This is a genomic window from Streptococcus mitis (genome assembly GCF_002096835.1).
GTDB lineage: Bacteria > Bacillota > Bacilli > Lactobacillales > Streptococcaceae > Streptococcus > Streptococcus mitis_W.
In genome coordinates, this window is record NZ_NCVG01000018.1 from 85,432 (window position 1) to 100,853 (window position 15,422).

Annotated in this window: 22 protein-coding genes and 1 pseudogene; 20 read left to right on the forward strand and 3 right to left on the reverse strand. The window is 39.9% G+C overall.

From position 1 onward, the window contains the following. Nucleotide 1: 1 nt before the first annotated feature. The 3 genes from B7699_RS02285 (at nt 2) to dnaJ (ending at nt 2,448) form a co-directional block, all read left to right on the forward strand. Complete coding sequence (locus tag B7699_RS02285) at nt 2-403, forward strand: hypothetical protein (protein WP_000114425.1); 402 nt, start codon at nt 2-4, stop codon at nt 401-403. 79 nt (nt 404-482) lie between these two features. Further along, nucleotides 483-1,115 (forward strand): DJ-1/PfpI family protein, encoded by a 633-nt coding sequence (locus B7699_RS02290; RefSeq protein ID WP_084927020.1) that lies wholly within the window; start codon nt 483-485, stop codon nt 1,113-1,115. Between the two features lie 196 nt (nt 1,116-1,311). Next, nucleotides 1,312-2,448, forward strand: coding sequence for a molecular chaperone DnaJ (dnaJ, locus tag B7699_RS02295; protein WP_033679702.1), 1,137 nt, complete (start codon nt 1,312-1,314; stop codon nt 2,446-2,448). 339 nt (nt 2,449-2,787) lie between these two features. On the opposite strand, the gene B7699_RS02305 is transcribed toward dnaJ, so the two are convergent. Together B7699_RS02305 and B7699_RS02310 are read right to left on the reverse strand one after the other, a co-directional pair. After that, nucleotides 2,788-3,075, reverse strand: a complete 288-nt coding sequence (locus B7699_RS02305) for a hypothetical protein (RefSeq protein ID WP_000777754.1) — start codon at nt 3,073-3,075, stop codon at nt 2,788-2,790. 9 nt (nt 3,076-3,084) lie between these two features. Then, nucleotides 3,085-3,495, reverse strand: coding sequence for an HIT family protein (locus tag B7699_RS02310; RefSeq protein WP_049550803.1), 411 nt, complete (start codon nt 3,493-3,495; stop codon nt 3,085-3,087). Nucleotides 3,496-3,562: 67 nt separating this feature from the next. On the opposite strand from B7699_RS02310, the gene B7699_RS02315 reads away from it, so the two are divergent. Further along, nucleotides 3,563-4,294, forward strand: a complete 732-nt coding sequence (locus B7699_RS02315) for an ABC transporter ATP-binding protein (RefSeq protein WP_084927021.1) — start codon at nt 3,563-3,565, stop codon at nt 4,292-4,294. After that, complete coding sequence (locus tag B7699_RS02320) at nt 4,291-5,340, forward strand: ABC transporter permease (RefSeq protein ID WP_084927022.1); 1,050 nt, start codon at nt 4,291-4,293, stop codon at nt 5,338-5,340. Before B7699_RS02315 ends, B7699_RS02320 begins: the two co-directional genes overlap by 4 nt. A gap of 60 nt (nt 5,341-5,400) precedes the next feature. On the opposite strand, the gene B7699_RS02325 is transcribed toward B7699_RS02320, so the two are convergent. Then, nucleotides 5,401-5,730, reverse strand: a complete 330-nt coding sequence (locus tag B7699_RS02325; protein WP_084927023.1) for a helicase BlpT — start codon at nt 5,728-5,730, stop codon at nt 5,401-5,403. 295 nt (nt 5,731-6,025) lie between these two features. On the opposite strand from B7699_RS02325, the gene B7699_RS02330 reads away from it, so the two are divergent. The 15 genes and pseudogenes from B7699_RS02330 (at nt 6,026) to nusA (ending at nt 15,401) form a co-directional block, all read left to right on the forward strand. Further along, on the forward strand, nt 6,026-6,763 hold the full coding sequence (locus tag B7699_RS02330; RefSeq protein ID WP_084927024.1) for a response regulator transcription factor: 738 nt from the start codon (nt 6,026-6,028) through the stop codon (nt 6,761-6,763). A 13-nt stretch (nt 6,764-6,776) separates the two neighbouring features. Then, nucleotides 6,777-8,126: a sensor histidine kinase gene (locus tag B7699_RS02335; protein WP_084927025.1), complete on the forward strand. Its 1,350-nt coding sequence runs from the start codon at nt 6,777-6,779 to the stop codon at nt 8,124-8,126. Between the two features lie 68 nt (nt 8,127-8,194). Then, nucleotides 8,195-8,551, forward strand: coding sequence for a hypothetical protein (locus B7699_RS02340; protein WP_084927026.1), 357 nt, complete (start codon nt 8,195-8,197; stop codon nt 8,549-8,551). Nucleotides 8,552-8,752: 201 nt separating this feature from the next. Next, nucleotides 8,753-8,917 (forward strand): hypothetical protein, encoded by a 165-nt coding sequence (locus B7699_RS02345; protein ID WP_084927027.1) that lies wholly within the window; start codon nt 8,753-8,755, stop codon nt 8,915-8,917. Then, nucleotides 8,914-9,318, forward strand: coding sequence for an immunity protein (locus B7699_RS02350; RefSeq protein WP_084927028.1), 405 nt, complete (start codon nt 8,914-8,916; stop codon nt 9,316-9,318). Before B7699_RS02345 ends, B7699_RS02350 begins: the two co-directional genes overlap by 4 nt. Before the next feature lie 82 nt (nt 9,319-9,400). Continuing rightward, on the forward strand, nt 9,401-9,784 hold the full coding sequence (locus B7699_RS02355; RefSeq protein ID WP_042750195.1) for a hypothetical protein: 384 nt from the start codon (nt 9,401-9,403) through the stop codon (nt 9,782-9,784). Nucleotides 9,785-9,935: 151 nt separating this feature from the next. After that, nucleotides 9,936-10,043: pseudogene (locus B7699_RS09680) on the forward strand (ComC/BlpC family peptide pheromone/bacteriocin); the annotation flags it as partial. Nucleotides 10,044-10,057: 14 nt separating this feature from the next. Then, nucleotides 10,058-10,378: a role in replication gene (locus B7699_RS02365; RefSeq protein WP_084927029.1), complete on the forward strand. Its 321-nt coding sequence runs from the start codon at nt 10,058-10,060 to the stop codon at nt 10,376-10,378. 28 nt (nt 10,379-10,406) lie between these two features. After that, complete coding sequence (locus tag B7699_RS02370) at nt 10,407-11,096, forward strand: CPBP family intramembrane glutamic endopeptidase (protein ID WP_084927030.1); 690 nt, start codon at nt 10,407-10,409, stop codon at nt 11,094-11,096. A gap of 41 nt (nt 11,097-11,137) precedes the next feature. After that, entirely contained in the window at nt 11,138-11,386 is a 249-nt protein-coding gene (gene blpZ / locus B7699_RS02375) for an immunity protein BlpZ (RefSeq protein WP_000276515.1), read from the forward strand. Between the two features lie 30 nt (nt 11,387-11,416). Beyond that, complete coding sequence (locus B7699_RS02380) at nt 11,417-12,028, forward strand: CPBP family intramembrane glutamic endopeptidase (protein ID WP_084927031.1); 612 nt, start codon at nt 11,417-11,419, stop codon at nt 12,026-12,028. A 160-nt stretch (nt 12,029-12,188) separates the two neighbouring features. Continuing rightward, nucleotides 12,189-12,983: a cell cycle regulator CcrZ gene (gene ccrZ, locus B7699_RS02385; protein WP_033683107.1), complete on the forward strand. Its 795-nt coding sequence runs from the start codon at nt 12,189-12,191 to the stop codon at nt 12,981-12,983. Continuing rightward, nucleotides 12,980-13,615: a tRNA (guanosine(46)-N7)-methyltransferase TrmB gene (gene trmB, locus B7699_RS02390; protein WP_016399197.1), complete on the forward strand. Its 636-nt coding sequence runs from the start codon at nt 12,980-12,982 to the stop codon at nt 13,613-13,615. Before ccrZ ends, trmB begins: the two co-directional genes overlap by 4 nt. A gap of 126 nt (nt 13,616-13,741) precedes the next feature. Further along, nucleotides 13,742-14,221 (forward strand): ribosome maturation factor RimP, encoded by a 480-nt coding sequence (gene rimP / locus B7699_RS02395; RefSeq protein ID WP_084927032.1) that lies wholly within the window; start codon nt 13,742-13,744, stop codon nt 14,219-14,221. A 43-nt stretch (nt 14,222-14,264) separates the two neighbouring features. Beyond that, the gene (gene nusA / locus B7699_RS02400) at nt 14,265-15,401 is read left to right on the forward strand and encodes a transcription termination factor NusA (protein ID WP_033681345.1); all 1,137 of its coding nucleotides are present in this window, start codon (nt 14,265-14,267) and stop codon (nt 15,399-15,401) included. Nucleotides 15,402-15,422: the final 21 nt, after the last annotated feature.

Consider the following 15,422-nt stretch of genomic DNA (forward strand, 5'->3'; position numbering starts at 1 on the left):
GATGAGTGTATTGGATGAAGAGTATCTAAAAAATACACGAAAAGTTTATAATGATTTTTGTAATAAAGCTGATAGTTATGAATCTGCAAAAGATTTTATAGATAATATTCCAGTAGTGTATTTGGCTAGGTATAAAGCAATTATTTTAGCTGAGCATGAAAGTTGTGTTAAAAATGATGAGGCGGTAAGGAATTTTGTTACTTCAGTATTGTTGTCAGCGCTAGTATCAGCACTAGTATCAGCAACCATACAAAAACCAGAATTTATAATATCGTTTATAATTGGCATGGTTTGGGTTGTCTGTGTTTTCCTTCTAATCTATTGGAATTTTATAGCCAATACTAAGAAGAGACAAAAATATATAAATGTTTGTGTGCTTATTGGATATTTAAAATCAAAATAAATTTGATTTAAGTTACTTCACTCATCCACAGAGGTTGCAATCCAGCCTCTGTTTTTCGATAAAATAGAGGATGTTGCGTATGAAAAAAGTACTTTGTATCATTTATCCTAATTTTTCTCTTTATGAGATAACCACTTTAACGAGTACTTTAGCTCTGTCTTTTGATATCACGATTGATTATGTCGCTTCTGAGAATTCGATGGTAGTCTCTGAGGATGGTTTGCCCTGTCAACCGACGAAAACATTGGATCAGCTCTGTATAGAAGATTATTCTTGTGTAATTTTGCCAGGAATGGTCAATATAGGTCCTGCTCTACAAGATGAGAAATTGATTTCGTTTTTGAGAAGTCTTAATGAGCAAGATATCCTAATTGTAGCCATTTCTTCAGCGCCCCTTTTATTGGCGAAAGCAGGCTTGTTGAACAACACGAAATTTACAGGTGGAATTTGGCAAAACTTCTTTGACTATTTTGAATTTCTTCCACGTGAGAATTTCCAACCGAAAGTTCTTGTCCAAGATAAACAAATCATTACGGCTATCGGTTTTGCACATCAAGAGTTTGCAAGAAAAGTGATTTTCGGTTTAGGGTTGGCAGAGAATACGGACAACTATTTTAAAGAACAGAACGAGTATGCTGAAGAGGATTTGATATTTACTCTATCAGATGAAGAGTTTAATCAAGTGAAGCAGAGTATAGAAAACAGCCTCTAAAGATTTACATGAAAATTATATAAAGGAACAAAGGTGTTCGTAACTGAACACGGGTTCCCAAATTTCTTACTCAATATAAAAGAAAGGAATTGAACCCGACCTAAATTCTCGGAAAAAAGATAAATCTGCCTAGGAGCATCGCTCCAGCGTCAGATTTCCTATTTTTCAGTCGAATTTTACGGTCTTGGTATCTTGTATGAACAATACTGAATTTTATGATCGTCTGGGGGTGTCAAAAAACGCTTCGGCAGACGAGATCAAAAAGGCTTATCGTAAGCTTTCGAAAAAATATCACCCAGATATCAATAAGGAGCCTGGTGCTGAGGAAAAGTACAAGGAAGTTCAGGAAGCTTATGAGACTTTGAGTGACGACCAAAAACGTGCTGCCTATGACCAATACGGTGCTGCTGGAGCCAACGGTGGCTTTGGTGGTGCAGGTGGTTTTGGCGGTTTCAATGGTGCAGGTGGCTTCGGTGGTTTTGAGGACATCTTCTCAAGTTTCTTTGGCGGTGGTGGTGCTTCGCGCAATCCAAACGCTCCTCGTCAGGGGGATGACCTCCAATACCGTGTGAATTTGACCTTTGAAGAAGCTATTTTTGGAGCTGAAAAAGAGGTTAAATACAATCGTGAAGCAAGCTGTAGTACATGTAATGGTTCTGGTGCTAAGCCAGGAACAAGTCCAGTCACTTGTGGACGCTGTCATGGTGCTGGTGTCATTAACGTCGATACGCAGACTCCGCTTGGTATGATGCGTCGCCAAGTAACCTGTGATGTCTGTCACGGTCGCGGAAAAGAAATCAAAGATCCATGTACAACATGTCACGGAACAGGGCATGAAAAACAAGCGCATAGCGTACATGTCAAAATTCCTGCTGGTGTGGAAACTGGTCAACAAATTCGCCTAGCTGGTCAAGGTGAAGCTGGATTTAACGGTGGACCTTATGGTGACTTGTATGTAGTGGTTTCTGTGGAAGCCAGCGACAAGTTTGAACGTGAAGGAACCACTATCTTCTACAATCTCAACCTCAACTTTGTCCAAGCAGCTCTTGGTGATACAGTTGATATCCCAACGGTTCACGGTGATGTTGAATTGGTTATCCCAGAGGGAACTCAGACTGGTAAGAAATTCCGTCTACGTGGCAAGGGAGCTCCGAGCCTTCGTGGTGGTGCAGTTGGTGACCAATATGTTACCGTTAATGTCGTAACACCGACAGGCTTGAACGACCGTCAAAAAGCAGCCTTGAAAGAATTCGCAGCTGCTGGTGATTTGAAAGTCAATCCAAAGAAAAAGGGCTTCTTTGACCATATTAAAGATGCCTTTGAAGGAGAATAATACTCTTCGAAAATCTCTTCAAACCGTGTCAACGTCGTCTTGCCGTATATATGTGACTGACTTCGTCAGTCTTATCTACAACCTCAAAACAGTGTTTGAGCAAGCTGCGGCTAGTTTCTTAGTTTGCTCTTTGATTTTCATTGAGTATAAATCAAATACTTTCCCAGACTTTCCGCCGTAATGAAAACACCTGAAACCGTTTGATTTCAGGTGTTCGGAAACTTTGAGACCTAGGCTCAAAGTTTAGGTATGGAACTTCGAAGAAGGTCGCTACCGTCCGTCATTACTTAAGGAAAGTCTTAAAAAATCTATAAACTAAAAAGAGCCAATTGGCTCTTTTTACTTATCTTCGATTTCCTGTGTTTCTTTGATAACAGCTAGTCTAGTCTGGATATCCTTTTCCAAGACCTTAAACTTGTAAGTCAGGTCTTCTTGGTATTCCTTGATGAGTTCTTTTTGCTGGTCAATGATTTGCAGGCTATTTTGGATAATATCCACATCGTCCTTGATAGCTTGAACGCGGTCAGTGGTATTCAAGACTTCATCTGTGATGGTTTGGCGATTTTTTGTGACCAGATAACTTCCGGCCGCAGCTCCTGCAAATAGCAGTAGGTTGGATAATTTCATGGCAACTCCTTAGGCGTTTTTGATGATTTCAGCGACTTGAGCGAGTTTGTCAAAGTCTGGTTCGTGGGCGATAAAATCAATCTTGAGGTCATCGTCCGCACTGTAGCGAGGCACGAGGTGAACGTGGGTATGAAAGACGGTTTGCCCTGCGATTTCTTCACAGTTGGCAATGATATTCATACCAGCAGCCTTGGTAGCTTTCATAACTTTTTGAGCCACTTTTGGTACTTGAGCAAAGAGTTGGCTGGCGCTAGTAGCGTCCATTTCCAAAAGATTACGATAGTGTTCTTTTGGCACGACCAAGGTATGTCCTGGTGTCACTTGAGAGATATCAAGAAAGGCAAGAACCTGCTCATCTTCATATACTTTTGAAGCAGGAATTTCCCCTGCGATGATTTTACAAAAAATGCAATCTGACATAAAATCTACCTCTACTGTATTGAATTTTGATATAATATAGCTACATTATACCAGATTTGGAGAAAATATGTTAGAAATTAAAAACCTGACAGGTGGCTATGTCCATGTCCCTGTCTTGAAAGATGTGTCCTTTACTGTTGAAAGTGGACAGTTGGTCGGTCTGATTGGTCTCAATGGTGCTGGGAAATCGACGACTATTAATGAGATTATCGGTCTTTTGACACCTTATAGCGGCTCCATCAATATCAATGGTCTAACCCTGCAAGAAGATGCAACGAACTATCGCAAGCAAATTGGCTACATTCCCGAGACACCTAGCTTGTATGAGGAATTGACCCTCAGAGAGCATATCGAAACGGTTGCTATGGCTTATGGTATTGAGCAGAAACTGGCTTTTGATCGAGTAGAACCTTTGTTAAAAATGTTCCGTCTGGACCAGAAATTAGACTGGTTTCCTGTTCATTTTTCAAAAGGGATGAAGCAGAAGGTCATGATTATCTGTGCTTTTGTGGTGGATCCAAGTCTCTTTATCGTGGATGAGCCTTTCCTTGGTCTCGATCCGTTGGCTATTTCTGACTTGATTCAGCTTTTGGAAGTGGAAAAGCAAAAGGGCAAGTCCATTCTCATGAGTACCCACGTGCTGGATTCGGCGGAGAAGATGTGTGATGCCTTTGTCATTCTCCACAAGGGGGAAGTGCGTGCCAAGGGAAATCTCCTGCAATTGCGCGAAGCCTTTGACATGCCTGAGGCTAGTTTGAATGATATTTACTTGGCTCTGACCAAAGAGGAGGAGCTATGAAAGACTTGTTTTTAAAGAGAAAGCAGGCTTTTCGTAAGGAGTGTGTCGGTTATCTGCGCTATGTTCTCAATGACCACTTTGTCTTGTTCCTGCTAGTCCTGCTGGGCTTTCTAGCCTACCAGTACAGTCAACTCTTGCAACATTTTCCTGAAAATCATTGGCCTATCCTTTTGTTTGTAGGAATTACGTCTGTTTTACTTTTGCTTTGGGGAGGAATTGCCACCTATATGGAGGCTCCAGACAAGCTCTTTCTCTTAGTTGGAGAAGAGGAAATCAAGCTCCATCTCAAGCGTCAAACTGGCATTTCCCTAGTCTTTTGGCTCTTTGTCCAGACCCTTTTCTTGCTGTTATTTGCGCCCTTATTTTTAGCAATGGGTTATGGTTTGCCTGTTTTTCTGGTCTATGTGCTTTTGTTTGGGTTAGGTAAATATTTCCTCTTTCGTCAAAAGGCCAGCAAATGTTTCACGGAAACTGGACTGGACTGGGACTATGTCATTTCCCAAGAAAGCAAGCGCAAGCAAGTCTTACTTCGTTTCTTTGCCCTCTTTACGCAGGTCAAGGGAATTTCAAACAGCGTCAAGCGTCGTGCCTATCTGGACTTTATCCTAAAGGCTGTTCAGAAGGTGCCTGGAAAGATTTGGCAAAATCTCTATCTGCGTTCTTATCTACGAAATGGAGACCTCTTTGCTCTCAGTCTTCGTCTGCTCTTGCTGTCCATACTGGCGCAGGTTTTTATCGAGCAAGCTTGGATTGCGACAGCAGTGGTAGTTCTCTTTAACTACCTCTTGCTCTTCCAGTTGCTGGCCCTCTATCATGCCTTTGACTACCAGTATTTGACCCAACTCTTTCCACTGGACAAGGGGCAAAAGGAAAGAGGCTTGCAGGCGGTAGTACGAGGATTGACCAGTTTTGTTTTACTTGTGGAATTAGTTGTTGGGTTGATTACCTTCCAAGAAAAACTAGCCCTTCTAGCCTTACTGGGAGCTGGTTTGGTTTTACTAGTCTTGTACTTACCTTATCAGGTCAAACGTCAGATGCAGGACTAAGATGCTTATATGATATTAAAAAAGAAGTTGAGATCAGTTTGTATCAACTTCTTTTATTTTCTACAAGATAATGGTTGGTCCGTAGAGACTCAACTTGGTCTTGACTTGGTCAAAGTGGAAGCGGTCATAGGCCCGCCAAGCGGCGCGAGTAGGAGCATCTGGATTGAGAGCACTGAGTCCCATGAGAAGACTGGAAGTCTGGTAAAATTTTTCCAGTTCAATCAAGACTCGATTATCCACTGTTTCAGCCTTGGCTAGAAAACCAAGAATAGAGTTTAATTGCTCCTGAAAGCGGACGTCGTCAGCGCTTGCCTGTCTGCATGCTTGATAGGCTTTGTTTAAGTCAGTAATCAAAGTCTGAGCTCTTTTGATAGGGTCTGTATCTGTCATGAAAATTCCTCCTTTAATCTGGGTGCTAGTCTTGATTCTAGCAATTGTATTTTGATACTGTCAGTCTATCATTTTTATCTCCTTTTTCACCATCAAATCTTTAATTGTCCTTGAAATTTCCTGAATGGTACTGTTAAGATTTTATGATAAAATAGTGGTAAGATTATCATGCTTATTTGAGGAACAAGATACCCTTCAGGAGCGTTAAAGGCCTGTTTAAGATTTGGTGGGCTTGTGTCATAGTATTTTTGCTATTCTCTTTTTAGGAAGAAATTGAAACAAGGAGACTAAGAAGATGAGAATATTTGTTTTAGAAGATGATTTTTCCCAACAGACTAGGATTGAAACGACGATTGAAAAACTCTTGAAGGAACATCATATCACTCCCAGTTCTTTTGAAGTTTTTGGCAAACCAGATCAACTGCTGGCAGAGGTGCATGAGAAGGGAGCCCATCAGCTATTCTTTTTGGATATTGAGATTCGAAATGAGGAGATGAAGGGGCTGGAAGTGGCTAGAAAAATTCGGGATCGAGATCCTTATGCTCTCATCGTCTTTGTGACGACTCACTCGGAGTTTATGCCTCTATCTTTTCGCTACCAAGTGTCTGCTCTGGACTACATTGATAAGGCCTTGTCAGCAGAGGAGTTTGAATCTCGGATCGAGACAGCCCTTCTCTATGCCAATAGTCAAGACAGTAAAAGTCTGGCGGAAGATTGCTTTTACTTTAAATCAAAATTTGCCCAATTCCAGTATCCTTTTAAAGAGGTCTACTATCTCGAAACATCGCCCAGAGCCCATCGTGTTATTCTCTATACTAAGACGGATAGGTTGGAATTTACAGCGAGTTTAGAGGAGGTTTTCAAGCAGGACCCCCGTCTCTTGCAGTGCCACCGCTCTTTTCTCATCAATCCTGCAAATGTGGTTCGTTTGGATAAGAAAGAAAAACTCCTTTTCTTTCCCAATGGTGGAAGTTGTCTAATCGCGCGTTATAAGGTCAGGGAAGTGTCTGAGACTATCAATAACTTACATTGAGCTAGGAGAGTTTATGAATATTGCTTGGATATTATTGTATACACTTGTTACTCATGGACTAGAAATTGTCATTTTCTTTAAGGTGGATGGAATTGGTCTCACTTTTGAGAGGATTTTTAAAGCTTTTCTTTTTAAGATACTGTTGGCCTTTGTTTTTTTAATGATTGGCTATATGGTAGGAGATAGTTTCCTATTTTATTTTATGGAACCCTTGTACGGCATAGGCTTGTCTTTCTTATTGTTGAGAGGGCTTCCTAAAAAACTCCTTTTCTTTTATGGTCTCTTTCCAATGATATTGGTGAATCTCTTTTATAGAGGGGTCTACTATTTTGTGCTTCCATTTTTGGGACAAGAAATTGTAGATAAAGATAGCAATCCTATCTTTTTATTGATGACGATATTCGTTTGCTTCATAGTTTTAGTCTTTTTGAAATGGTTGGACTATGATTTCACTAACTTGAGAAAGGAGATTCTAGATAAAGCTTTTCAACAGTCCCTGACTAAGATTAACTGGATAATGGGGGCTTACTATCTAGTGATGCAAAATCTGTCTTTCTTTGAATATGAACAAGGTATTCAATCAAAGACTGTTCGCCATCTCATCCTAGTGTTTTACCTCCTCTTTTTTATGGGGGTTATCAAGAAATTAGATACCTATTTGAAGGACAAACTCCGTGAGAGACTGGACCAAGAGCAGGTCTTGCGCTATAGAGATATGGAGCGCTATAGTCGACATATAGAGGAACTTTACAAGGAAGTACGGAGCTTTCGCCATGATTATAGCAACCTCTTGACTAGTTTACGTCTGGGCATTGAAGAGGAGGACATGGAGCAGATAAAAGAGGTCTACGACTCCGTCTTAAAGGATTCTAGTGAAAAATTGCAGGACAATAAATATGACCTAGGCCGATTGGTGAATATTCGTGATAAAGCCCTCAAAAGTCTTCTAGCAGGGAAATTTCTAAAAGCTAGAGATAAGAAGATTGTCTTTAATGTCGAAGTTCCTGAGGAGATTCAGGTCGAGGGGATGAGTCTACTTGATTTTCTAACCATTGTGTCTATCCTTTGTGACAACGCTATTGAAGCTAGTGTAGAGGCCAGTCAACCTCACGTTTCAATTGCCTTTTTAAAAAATGGAGCACAGGAGACCTTTATCATTGAAAACTCCATCAAAGAAGAGAGCATCGATATTTCTGAAATCTTCTCCTTTGGAGCCAGTTCTAAAGGGGAGGAGAGAGGAGTTGGTCTCTATACCGTCATGAAAATTGTGGAAAGTCATCCCAATACCAGTCTCAATACCACCTGCAAAAATCAAGTCTTTCGTCAGGTTTTAACGGTTCACTCGATGTCAGTTGATGATTAGAAGACTTGTGTAAAAAAGTACTACCTGTAGTCATCAATTAAAATGCCATAGTATATGAGGTATCCTATATGAATAAGAAATCCTTTTTTATCATCTGTTCTACGTTGATTATAGCATCGAATCTTCTCATGATTTCCGTGGTGAATAAGGGAGAAGAAACGGGGAGCAACCTGTTTGTGATTGCTATAGCCTGTGTTATGTTACCAGCCTTTTTATATGCAGTTGAAAACAGACTTACTTCAATGGTAAGAGTAGAATCAATACTCCTGATTCAGTTGACAGTTATATCCCTACTCCGTCTTATCAACAGAATAGGGAGTACGCCTGAAATCCTCAACATTATCATTACCCTTATCGCTTTGGCAAGTGGGACAGCTGCTATTCTTGTTGCAATCATGAGAATATATGAGAACAGACGGAAGTGAGGGTGAGTAGTTTTCTATTTTGTATTTTCACATTGTTAAGTTTCCATAGGGCAAGTATGTTTTTCATGCTTGCTTTTTTTTATTTTTAACAATTCAAGATGTTTTGATGACCATTTATGATTTGAGCGATCCAAGGTCAAAATGAGTGCTATACTAGCAGTGTAAAGGTTCTAGCTCAACAAACATTCAGGAGGAAATTTTATGAAGAAAAAAATACTGATTATTTTCGTTCTATATCTGATCATGTCTATCCTTCTTTATCCGCTTAGGGAGAGTATTTGGTATCATCTATTTTATACCATAGCCTATGTGATTGCAGCTATGATTTATTTTGCTATCATGAAAAAGAAAGGAGAAAAGAAATGAAAACTTTTCTTGCTAAAAAACGGAACATCTTTCTTGCAAGATTGTTCCTAGGTCAGTTGCCTTTGCTTGTCTCTACTTATTTATTTCTATCTCGTCAGTTTTTAAATTTTTCCTTGGTTTTCCAATTTCTTTTAGTGGTTATTAACTTGGCTTCTATTTTGGTCACTGTTTACCTCACTAGAGAAATGAGGATAAGAAAGTTTGAAGATGATGATTTGGTTAGTCCTAGAACCAATCAACTTATGTTCATCGGCTTGACAGGCTTTATGTCTATTATTTGTTTGTATAGAGGTATCACAGCAGGAGAATCCTACCAACAACTAATCGCTTATATTGGCGCTGTTCTCTGCTTAATCATCATGCTTCTGCTTATTTGGGGCTTGAAGTATTATAAAAAGTAGTTTGCCTTCCTCTTCTAATAGAATTTTTGATTAGAAGGCTCTATTAAACTGTCCGTGAAATAAGTAAATGGAGGTATTTAAAATGAAATATAGATTATTTCTTGTTATTTTCTTGAGTAGTATTTTGAATATTCTTTTAGGGACATTTTTACAAATCTCTAATGAATCGATTGGGTGGCTTGTTCTTTACAGTGCCTTGTTTGAAGCAGGAGTTTTTCTTCTTACCAATAAAGGGTTTGCGGTCCAAATCAAGGAGGCAGACATTCAAAACCGTTTTAAATTTATTTTTAGGAAAACGATATGGTTTCAAATTCTTTTGCTTATCTTTGTGATGATTAAACTTTATCTTGGTTTGGATGCGAGGTTGATTTTATTCTATGGACATATTTTCATTGTCTTTAATGCTTTAATATATCTATTATCTAGCAGTCGGATTAGTCTTAAAAAGAGCAAACTGTCCTCTTAATCTTGCAGCAGTAGATCCTAGCAAGGGGAGGTATTAGGCTAGCTGTTGTCTTGTAGATAGTGGGGAGGATTCATATGAAAAAATATCCTATTCTTTTCAAAATGAGTGCTATTCTTTCTTATTTGTTTCTGTTTTTCGGACTGTTTGAGATAACCCAATTTTGGAGCAATTAAATGGTAAGTGGTCTATTATACATCTTTCAAAACCATGTAGTCCTTATGGTATAGGGGGAACTCCAAACTCATGTAATGGTATTTAAAAAGGATTGAAGATATGAAGGCAAAATATGGGAATCAAATTGTTGATGTTTGGGAAATTGGTCAAGCAACTCCTAAACCAAGTTGGGTAGAGGAAGCTTTTCAAAAAAATTATATGGTTTGGTTGGATAATCATGTGCGCATTTTAATGGCAGGTCTTAACACTTCTCTCGTAACGAATATCAAGTTTGGTTTAGTTGGAACAGTTGGAGGAGGATTCGCTGGTTATGGGATGTATGTTCTCGGTTATCCAGGTGATTATATAGATATCACCAATCATAGAGTTGTTTCTGCTAAAACATTTCACAAAAGTTATCAAATTTTAGAAAATGATTAGATATCATTTAATTGTAATGGAGAAAGCTATGAAAAAACATCCTATTCTTTTCAAAGCGAGTGCAATTCTTTCTTATTTGTTTCTGTTTTTCGGATTGTTTTGGACAACCCAATTTTGGAGCAATTATTGGGAGTTCTCGTCTTGGGTAGGAAATCTTATCTGGATTCGAAACATCATCAGCCTTCTCTTTATCTGCTTTATGATTTGGATTTTGGTCAGGTCGGGCCATGCTTATCTCTTTCGTATCCCTAGAAAAAAGTGGTTGAGCTATTCCGTCCTGACGGTGTTAGCAGCTGTTGTGCTTATCTGTTTTAACTATCTGACAGCTAAACACGTTCAGGGAACCAATGAAGGGTGGAATTTGTTTATTGCCTATAGTGAGACAAATTTTGCGGAGTTTGGTGTTTACCTAACCTTAATCGTACTAGGACCTCTGATGGAAGAATTGGTATGTAGAGGACTGCTTCAACATGCCTTCTTTAAGAATTCGAGGTGGAGGCTGGATCTTCTCTTTCCGTCATTCTTATTTGCCTTACCTCACTTTTCTAGCATGCCAAGTCTCGCAGATATTTTTGTCTATACGACAGTAGGTTTTCTATATGCCTGGCTGACACGTTATACGAAGAGTATCTATCCTTCTTATTCGATTCATATTGTTAATAATATCATCGCAAACTTACCATTTTTGCTCACTTTTCTACATAGGGTCTTGGGGTGAAAAACCAAAAGGCTTGCTTTTTAGCCATAGAGGAGGTCATCATGTATAAACACTTATTTTTCCTAGATTCCAAAACCTTAGACTGGTTGACACCTTATATTCTAGTCTTGGCTTCTGACACCATTGCCTTTAATGTTTTTGTGCTAACTTTTGTATCTGTTGTGGTCTTTTATTTCCTAAATCCCATGCTATCTTTAATGGCTATCTTCTTAGGGGCTGGCTATGTGGTCGGATTTTGGTTACTCAAATGGTTTGTTTTGGAAAGACTAGAGCTAAAGGATGACTTGTAGGGAAGTCTGTTTGTTGAGGAGGCTAGTTTTATGGAGTTTTTTGATAAATTTCATGCCTTTTGTTTTGGATTTTTAGTACTAATAATTGTAATCACAGTTCCATATACGATTAACCATGGGGATTTTTTTCAAAATGAATCTGAACTGATTATTGTAAGTCTTCTAGTAACCTCGCTGAGTGTTGTTTATGCTAGACAGTTTGAAATGATTTCTTTTGGGATGTTAAGCAAGAAACAACTTTTGCTTTTCATTGCAATCTTTCTTCTAAGCGTTCTTGAGACGCTAGTTTATATTCATTTCTTCGCTGTTTCTTCTGGCGCAGGAGTTCAACACTTGGCGGAAGTCAGCAGAGGAATTTCCCTGTCTTTGATTTTGACTTCCTCAGTTTTTGGACCCATCCAGGAGGAACTCATTTTCAGAGGACTTCTTCAAGGTGCGGTTTTTGACAACTCTTGGTTAGGGCTTGTGCTGACATCCTCTCTCTTTTCTTTCATGCATGGACCTTCTAATGCCCTTTCGTTTATTTTTTATCTACTTGGGGGCTTGTTGCTGGGCTTTGCTTATAAAAAGAGCCAAAATCTATGGGTCTCCACTTTAGTTCATATGTTTTACAATGCTTGGCCACTCTTATATTATTTATAAAAATGATGAAAAGGTAAGTAGAAGATTATGCTTGCCTTTTCTTTCTATAATGATACCCAAGCCAATCCAGAGGCTTTTCTTTGAGAATCGGGTGTGGAGCGGTTGACGAATAGGCCAAAAACTAGTAGAATAGTAAGGAAACTTTATACGGAGGAAAGAAATGGATTTGGGTGATAATGAGCTAACACTGACTCCCATACCTGGGAAAAGTGGCAAGGCTTATATGGGTAGCTATCCTGATGGGAAGCGTATCTTTGTAAAAATGAACACCTCTCCAATCCTACCTGGTCTAGCTAGAGAACAAATTGCTCCACAATTATTATGGAGTCGCCGTTTGGCAGATGGGCGTGATATGTGTGCTCAAGAATGGTTGACAGGCAAGATATTGACCCCCTATGATATGAATCGTAAACAAATCGTCAATATCTTAACCCGTCTTCATCGCTCACGTCCGTTGATGACACAGTTGAGTCGTTTGGGCTATGCCATGGAAACACCTGTAGATTTACTACAGTCTTGGCAAGAAACGGCTCCAGATGCTTTGCGTAAAAATCATTTTATCAGTGAAGTGATGGCTGATTTACGTCAGACTATTCCAGGATTTAGAGAGGACTATGCGACCATTGTCCATGGAGATGTACGACATAGTAATTGGATTGAGACAGATAGTGGCTTGATTTATTTGGTAGATTGGGATTCGGTTCGCTTGACCGACCGCATGTTTGATGTAGCTCACATGCTCTGCCATTATATTCCAGAACATCAGTGGAAGGAATGGTTGACCTACTACGGTTATAAGTACAATCAAACGGTATTAACTAAATTGTATTGGTACGGTCAATTGTCTTACTTGAGCCAGATTTCCAAGTATTATATGAACCAAGATTTAGAAAATGTCAATCGGGAGATTCATGGCTTGCGTCACTTCCGAGACAAGTATGGAAAGAGAAGATGAGAGTTAGAAATCGTAAAGGGGCGACAGAATTACTAGAGGCAAATCCCCAGTATGTGATCCTCAATCCCTTGGAAGCCAAGGGGAAATGGCGGGACTTGTTTGGTAATGATAATCCCATTCATGTGGAAGTTGGAAGTGGAAAGGGTGCCTTTGTTTCAGGTATGGCCAAGCAAAACCCTGACATCAACTATATCGGGATTGATATTCAAAAGTCTGTTTTGAGCTACGCTTTGGACAAGGTGCTTGAAGTTGGAGTACCTAACATCAAGCTCTTGTGGGTAGATGGTTCTGACTTGACTGACTACTTTGAAGACGGTGAGATTGATCGCTTGTATCTGAATTTTTCAGATCCATGGCCTAAAAAACGCCATGAAAAGCGTCGTTTGACCTACAAGACCTTCTTGGACACCTTCAAGCGTATCTTGCCTGAAAATGGAGAAATTCATTTCAAAACAGATAACCGTGGCTTGTTTGAGTACAGTCTAGTGAGCTTTTCTCAGTATGGCATGAAACTCAATGGTGTCTGGCTAGACTTACATGCCAGTGATTTTGAAGGCAATGTCATGACAGAATACGAGCAAAAATTCTCCAATAAGGGGCAAGTTATCTACCGAGTTGAGGCAGAATTTTAAAAAATAGCCTGAAATCAGGCTGTATAAGTGCTTTTGCTTTACATAAGTTGGCAAACGTGCTATACTAATAGTAAGAATATGAGAAAGAGAGGCGGGGAAATATCTTCGCCTCTTGCTTATGAGGAGGTGGACGCAATCGCAACAATCGTAGAATTAGTCAGAGAAGTTGTAGAACCTGTCATCCAAGAGCCTTTCGAACTCGTGGATATCGAGTATGGAAAGATTGGCAGTGACATGATTCTCAGTATTTTTGTAGATAAACCTGAAGGAATTACCTTGAACGACACGGCAGACTTGACAGAAATGATCAGTCCTGTCCTAGATACCATCAAGCCAGATCCCTTCCCAGAACAATATTTCCTAGAAATCACCAGTCCAGGCTTGGAACGTCCTTTGAAAACCAAGGATGCCGTTGCTGGAGCGGTTGGGAAATACATCCATGTCGGGCTCTACCAAGCCATCGATAAGCAAAAGGTCTTTGAAGGAACCTTGGTGGCCTTTGAAGAGGACGAGTTGACCATGGAATATATGGACAAGACGCGTAAGAAAACCGTCCAAATTCCATACAGTTTAGTATCAAAAGCACGTTTAGCAGTTAAATTATAGAAAAAGAAAGGATAGCTTTTGAGAATTCAAAAGCGAAGAAAACATGAGTAAAGAAATGCTAGAGGCCTTCCGCATTTTGGAAGAAGACAAGGGAATCAAAAAAGAAGATATCATCGACGCAGTAGTAGAGTCGCTTCGTTCCGCTTATCGCAGACGCTATGGTCAATCAGACAGTGTAGCTATTGACTTCAACGAAAAAACAGGTGACTTTACAGTTTATACTGTCCGTGAAGTGGTTGATGAAGTATTTGATAGCCGTTTGGAAATCAGCTTGAAAGATGCTCTTGCCATTAATTCAGCCTATGAACTTGGTGATAAAATCAAGTTTGAAGAAGCACCTGCTGAGTTTGGTCGTGTAGCAGCCCAATCTGCTAAACAAACCATCATGGAAAAAATGCGCAAGCAAACACGTGCTATCACTTACAATACTTACAAAGAACATGAGCAAGAAATCATGTCTGGTACAGTAGAGCGTTTTGACAACCGCTTCATCTATGTCAACCTTGGCAGCATCGAAGCCCAATTGTCAAAACAAGACCAAATCCCTGGAGAAGTTTTTGCTTCTCATGATCGTATCGAAGTGTATGTCTACAAGGTTGAAGACAACCCTCGTGGTGTCAACGTCTTTGTTAGCCGTAGCCATCCAGAAATGATCAAACGCTTGATGGAGCAAGAAATTCCAGAAGTTTATGATGGAACTGTTGAAATCATGAGCGTAGCTCGTGAAGCTGGTGACCGTACTAAGGTTGCAGTTCGTAGCCATAATCCAAACGTGGACGCTATCGGTACAATCGTTGGACGCGGTGGTGCTAACATCAAGAAAATCACTAGCAAATTCCACCCAGCTCGTTACGATGCCAAGAGCGACCGTATGGTCCCAATCGAAGAAAATATCGACGTTATCGAGTGGGTAGCAGATCCAGCTGAATTTATCTACAATGCCATCGCTCCTGCTGAGGTTGACCAAGTTATCTTTGATGAAAACGACAGCAAACGTGCCTTGGTGGTCGTTCCTGATAACAAGCTTTCTCTTGCTATCGGTCGTCGTGGACAAAACGTTCGCTTGGCAGCTCACTTGACTGGTTACCGTATCGATATCAAGTCTGCTAGCGAATTTGAAGCCATGGAAGAAGCTGGTTCGGTAGATTTGGGATCAGAAAACGATACTGTAGAAGAATAAAAGCTGCTAGAGGAGGGAAAG